8 protein-coding genes are annotated in these 4,832 nt (G+C 65.3%); 7 read left to right on the top strand and 1 reads right to left on the bottom strand.

Annotation, left to right across the window (positions count from 1 at the left end; genetic code table 11):
- Nucleotides 1-1,408, bottom strand: a 1,408-nt coding sequence (locus tag QOC69_RS24815) for an AAA family ATPase (RefSeq protein ID WP_526444604.1), incomplete at its 3' end; no start/stop codon positions are given.
- A 227-nt stretch (nt 1,409-1,635) separates the two neighbouring features.
- On the opposite strand from QOC69_RS24815, the gene QOC69_RS24810 reads away from it, so the two are divergent.
- The 7 genes from QOC69_RS24810 to QOC69_RS24780 all read left to right on the top strand — a co-directional run.
- On the top strand, nt 1,636-2,379 hold the full coding sequence (locus QOC69_RS24810) for a hypothetical protein (RefSeq protein ID WP_526444602.1): 744 nt from the start codon (nt 1,636-1,638) through the stop codon (nt 2,377-2,379).
- Nucleotides 2,376-2,894, top strand: coding sequence for a DUF302 domain-containing protein (locus QOC69_RS24805; RefSeq protein ID WP_526444600.1), 519 nt, complete (start codon nt 2,376-2,378; stop codon nt 2,892-2,894). The genes QOC69_RS24810 and QOC69_RS24805 overlap by 4 nt, the downstream gene beginning before the upstream one ends.
- A complete protein-coding gene (locus QOC69_RS24800) occupies nt 2,891-3,478 on the top strand; it encodes an MBL fold metallo-hydrolase (RefSeq protein WP_526444598.1) in 588 nt (195 codons plus the stop codon). The genes QOC69_RS24805 and QOC69_RS24800 overlap by 4 nt, the downstream gene beginning before the upstream one ends.
- Nucleotides 3,479-3,931 carry a lipocalin-like domain-containing protein gene (locus QOC69_RS24795; RefSeq protein ID WP_526444596.1) on the top strand — a complete coding sequence of 151 codons (453 nt, stop codon included), beginning with the start codon at nt 3,479-3,481 and terminating at the stop codon, nt 3,929-3,931.
- A 65-nt stretch (nt 3,932-3,996) separates the two neighbouring features.
- On the top strand, nt 3,997-4,428 hold the full coding sequence (locus tag QOC69_RS24790) for an RpiB/LacA/LacB family sugar-phosphate isomerase (protein ID WP_526444594.1): 432 nt from the start codon (nt 3,997-3,999) through the stop codon (nt 4,426-4,428).
- Nucleotides 4,361-4,573: an RpiB/LacA/LacB family sugar-phosphate isomerase gene (locus QOC69_RS24785; protein ID WP_526444592.1), complete on the top strand. Its 213-nt coding sequence runs from the start codon at nt 4,361-4,363 to the stop codon at nt 4,571-4,573. The genes QOC69_RS24790 and QOC69_RS24785 overlap by 68 nt, the downstream gene beginning before the upstream one ends.
- A gap of 41 nt (nt 4,574-4,614) precedes the next feature.
- A partial coding sequence (locus tag QOC69_RS24780) for an MFS transporter (protein ID WP_526444606.1) occupies nt 4,615-4,832 on the top strand: 218 nt, incomplete at its 3' end.

Below are 4,832 nucleotides of genomic sequence, written 5' to 3'. Positions count from 1 at the left end.
GCAGCAGCGGAGCGGCATCGCTGCCGCGGCGCTGCATCAGCGCGATCTGTCCGCGCAGGCGCTGCAGCTCGACGGTCTGCAGCGGGTCAAGCGGGGCAGCCTCGACCGCCACCAGCAGTCCCAGGGCAGCGTCAAACGCGCCCGCGTCACGTTTCGTCCTGGCCGCAGCCAGCAGACGCTGGGCGCCGCGAGCAGGTTCGCGCGTCAGCGTCGCCGCGCGTTCCAGGAACGCCGCCGCCGCCGCCAAACCACCGCGGGCCCGCGCTCTACAGGCCGAGCGCTCAAGCTCCAGGGCGACATCCTCGTCTGGCCCGGGAGCGGCCTGCGCCCGGTGCCAGGCACGGCGGTCGGGATCGAGCTCCGGATCGGTGACCTCCGCCAAGGCGCGATGCACGTCCTGCCTGTCCTGGACAGGCGCCGAGCGATAGGCCACGGAACGCACCAGCGGGTGACGGAACAGCACCCGAGCCCCGAACTCCAGCAGGCCGGCGTCCGCCGCCGGCGTCGCCGCCTGGGCCCCGATCCCGAGCCGCTCGGCGGCGCGCCACACCAGCAGTGGTTCGCCGACCGGTTCGGCCGCCGCCACCAGCACCAACAGCCGGGTCTCGGTGGGAAGATTCTCCAGCCGCCGCCGGAAGCCCTCCTCGGCACTCCCCGAGAGCCGAACTGTGCCGGCGAAGAACCCGCCTGCCAGCTCCGCCGGCGTCAACCCGCGCGGCAGCTCCAACATCGCCAGCGGGTTGCCGCGCGTCTCAGCGAGGATGCGGTCGCGGACCCGCACATCCAGCGGCCCGGGAAGCACCGAGTCCAACAGCGACCGCGCATCCTCCTCGCCCAGACCCTCCAGCACCAGTTCCGGCAACCCCGCCACAGCCTCGCTCGGCCTGCGCGCAGCCAACATCACACCGACCGATTCCGCCTGCAGCCGGCGCGCCACGAAGGCCAGGACCTGTGTCGACGCCCGATCCAGCCACTGCTCGTCATCGACCAAGCAGATCAGAGGCCGCTGCTCGGCCACATCGGAGAGTAGGCCCAAAACCGCCAGGGCCACCAGGAAGCGATCCGGCGCGGTGCCGGGACTGATGCCCAATGCGGTCCGCAGCGCATCGCGTTGGGGACCCGGGAGCCGGTCAACGTGATCGAGCATCGGCGCGCACAACTGATGCAACCCCGCGAACGCGAGCTCCATCTCCGACTGGACACCAGCGGCACGCGCCACCAGGCAGCCCGACGCGTGATCGGCCGCGTAATCCAACAACGCCGTCTTACCGATGCCCGGTTCGCCACGAATCACCAGTGCCCGGCTCTCACCTGCGCGGACAGCCTCGATGAGCCGGTCGAGTATCTGGCATTCGCTTCGCCGGCCCGTTAACTGGGCGCCTCCCAGGACGGGGAAATCTATGGTCATCTACCCAGCACCCACGTTTGAGCCCACCTAGTTCGCAACGCCCGTGGTGAGCAGACGCTTCCAGAGCGACGGAATCCACACCGTTTCCCCACTGACCACACGGACTGTCCACAGGCGGATACGAAGGCGGGCTGAGGGAACAAGACTGGCAGCGGTCACCGAACGTGTGCCAGCCGTCCGGGTGTGTTTGCACCGCCAGGATGGCAGTCGAGAAGGGAGTTGTCTCCGTGACTGATGACCTCGTCGCCACCGCCATCGATGCGGCGGGCGGTCAAAAGCTCTGGAATGCGCTTCGCGGCTTGACCGTCGACCTCTCAGTCGGCGGGCCGATATGGGCGACGAAGGGGTGGCCGGCAGGCCCGACATTCGACCAGACCGTCACCCTGGACACCGTCGATGAACACATTGAATTCACACCGTTCACCAGACCAGACTGGCGGATGACGTTTCAGGCAGACAGCGACACGGTGGCGCTACAGACACTGGACGGACATGCCGTCGGCAGCCTCGCTGCGGCGCGGGCCTCGTTCAAGGGCTACCTGCGATCAACGCCCTGGGACGCCCTCCATCTTGGGTACTTCCTGGGCTACGCCAACTGGAATTACTTCACCACCCCCTTTCTGTTCACCTATCCCGGGGTAGTCGCCAATGAAATCGAACCCTGGCACGAGGCCGGCCAAACCTGGCGACGGCTACACGTGCGCTTGCCGTCCTCGATGGCCACCCACAATCCCGAGCAGGCGTTCTACTTCGACTCAACGGGCCTGCAACGCCGAATGGACTACATCACCGAAGTTCTCGGCAGCACACTGGTCGGCCACTACCGATCCTTCGAGGGCCTCCTCGTTGCCACCCGCCGACGGGTCTTCCGGCGCAACCCCGACAACACCGTCAATCTCAACCACCCGTCCATCACCCTCGACATCGGCAACGTCGAGCTCATTTACGCCAACGAAGAGGCCCATCCATGACCCTAGTCAGCAGCGCTGTCGAGCACCGGTCGCGGCGGCTCATCGTGCACCTGCCCCGCCCCTACGACGAGGCCAGGGAGCTCTACGAAACTCTGGTGCCGGAGGCAGACCTGGTTCGATTCGGCCAGATGGCCAACTGGCAAGCAACCCTGGAACTCGCCGAAATCAGTGCCCCACAAGGGTTCATGCGCTACTACCGCACTGATGTGACTGCGGTCATGGCCGGATCAGCATCGTTCTGGAAGGCCACCGAGTACCTGATGGGCAACCACACCATCGCCGAAGCCATGTTCCACCACGACCCCGCCGTCATGCTGCACGCCCCACTGCGCACCCTCATCTACGCCGACCCCGACGGCGACACGAAACTCGCCGTCGACCAACCCAGCCTGCTCTTCGCCAGCTACGACAACCCCGACATCGAATCGGTGGGCTACCGACTCGATTATCTCTTGGCTCTGTTGATCATCACCATGGACGGCGACCTCCCCTCAGAACTGCGGCACACGCGATGACGGCAACCACGCCACAGGCATCATCGCCGAAGCGACTGGGCGTCAACGCTTTTACCGCTCCCGGCAAGGCCGTCGTCGGTGAGCGGCCGAGCCCGTTCGGTGAACCACTGGGGTGGGATCCGATCACCTCCACCCTGATCTACGGTGAGTACGACGCGGTGCTGGTGGATACCCTGGCCACCGTCGCCGAGGCCGAGGCGCTCGCGGATTGGGTTGCGCTGTCGCTGCATGTTCCCTCCATCGACCTCGTCGTGGGCGGCGACGTGCTCTACAACCAATGCCACATGTACGTCGGGGACACCACACCCGAGAGCCGGCGCAATTGGATCGAGGCGCTGGACCGGCTGGCGGCGCTGCACCCGAAGATCGCCATCGCCGGACACAAGAAACCGGATGCGCCCGATTTGCCATCGGCGATACAGGACAGCAAGCGCTACCTCGAAGACTTCGGCCGACTACAGAAGAGCACCACAACCGACGAAGAACTGTTCAACGAGATGACCAAGCGCTACCCCGACTGGGAATCCAACCAATCATGGTTGATGTTTGGTTTCACCTCATTCCCCGAGCCGACGGAGGACTAGATGCTGCGCAACGCCATTCTGGGAACCTGGGAGCTGGTCTCCTACATCGCCCAAGACAACCACGGTGGCCCGATCACCTACCCGCTCGGTCCTGATGCGCTGGGCCTGATCATGTACACCGCCGACGGCTACATGTCCGCACAATTGATGCGCCGCGACCGACCAGCCTTCGACCGCAGCGAATCAGATGGAGGCACCCCCGAACAAGCTGCGGCCGCGGCCGCCGGATACCTGGCCTACAGCGGCCCATTCCAAGTGGACGAATCCACCGGCGTCGTGCATCACGAGGTCAGGGTGTCGCTACTACCCAACTGGCTCAACGGAACCCAGCTACGGCATGCCAAGCTCGACGGAGACCACCTCACGCTATCCGCCAGCACAGAGCCGACCCCCGGTATAGAAACCATCAGCACACTGCTGTGGAAACGGGCACCCGAACACGCAACCGATTGATCGCAGTCGCCAACGAATGCACGACGACACTAAGGAGAACCCCCATGTCCTAGAGGTCCCGATGCATGAGCCACGGCCGCATCGAACTCGAACTCATCACCGGGCTCTGGACCGCTCCGCTCGGAGAGCTCTACACCTATCGAGGCAAGAAGTACCGCATTCCGGACTACCCCGAACGACGTGCTGCCGCACTTTGCCAATGGCGCGGTATGAGAGTCGTGGTCGGTGCCGAGCAGAGCACCGAGGTATCTGACGCGATCGTTCGTCGTGTCGCAAAGCTGGGGCACGACGTCGTCCAGATGAGCGGACTCGGCTGGGCGGATGTCGGGCTCGGTGTTGCCCGCATCGTGTCAGACGGTGACGCTGCGTACGGCATCGCCCTGTGCGGGAACGGTGCCGGCGTCACGATCGCTGCGAACAAGGTGAGCGATGTCACGAGCAGCCTTGTGCCACGATGCGCGGACAGCTGTCGGAGCGCGGAGATGTCTCGACGCTAATGTGGCAGCGCTAGGGTACGAGATCGTGAATCCCGACGCGGCCGCCGACATCGTCGAGGTGTTCTTGACCACGAGCGCCGACCTCGCCGAGTCCGATCAGATCGCCCTGTTGCCGCACCGCCCCGGGTCCATGAGAGGTCAGTGACGATGAGTGAGCGGCGGCCGGGATCGTCCTTTCCACGTGGTATGGCGCTGCTCGTGGCGGGCGCCTTCTTCATGGAGATCCTGGATGCGACGATCATCGGCCCGGCGATCCCGAGCATCGCGCGGTCATTCCGGGTCGATCCCGTCGATGTCAACGTCGCGATCTCCGCTTATCTCGTCACGGTCGCAGTCCTCATCCCGGCCAGCGGGTGGGTCGCGGACCGGCTGGGCCCCCGACGGGTATTTCTCACTGCCATAGC

This window comes from Mycobacterium sp. (assembly GCF_032162105.1).
Taxonomy (GTDB): domain Bacteria; phylum Actinomycetota; class Actinomycetes; order Mycobacteriales; family Mycobacteriaceae; genus Mycobacterium.
This window is presented reverse-complemented; position numbering and strand designations above follow the sequence as displayed.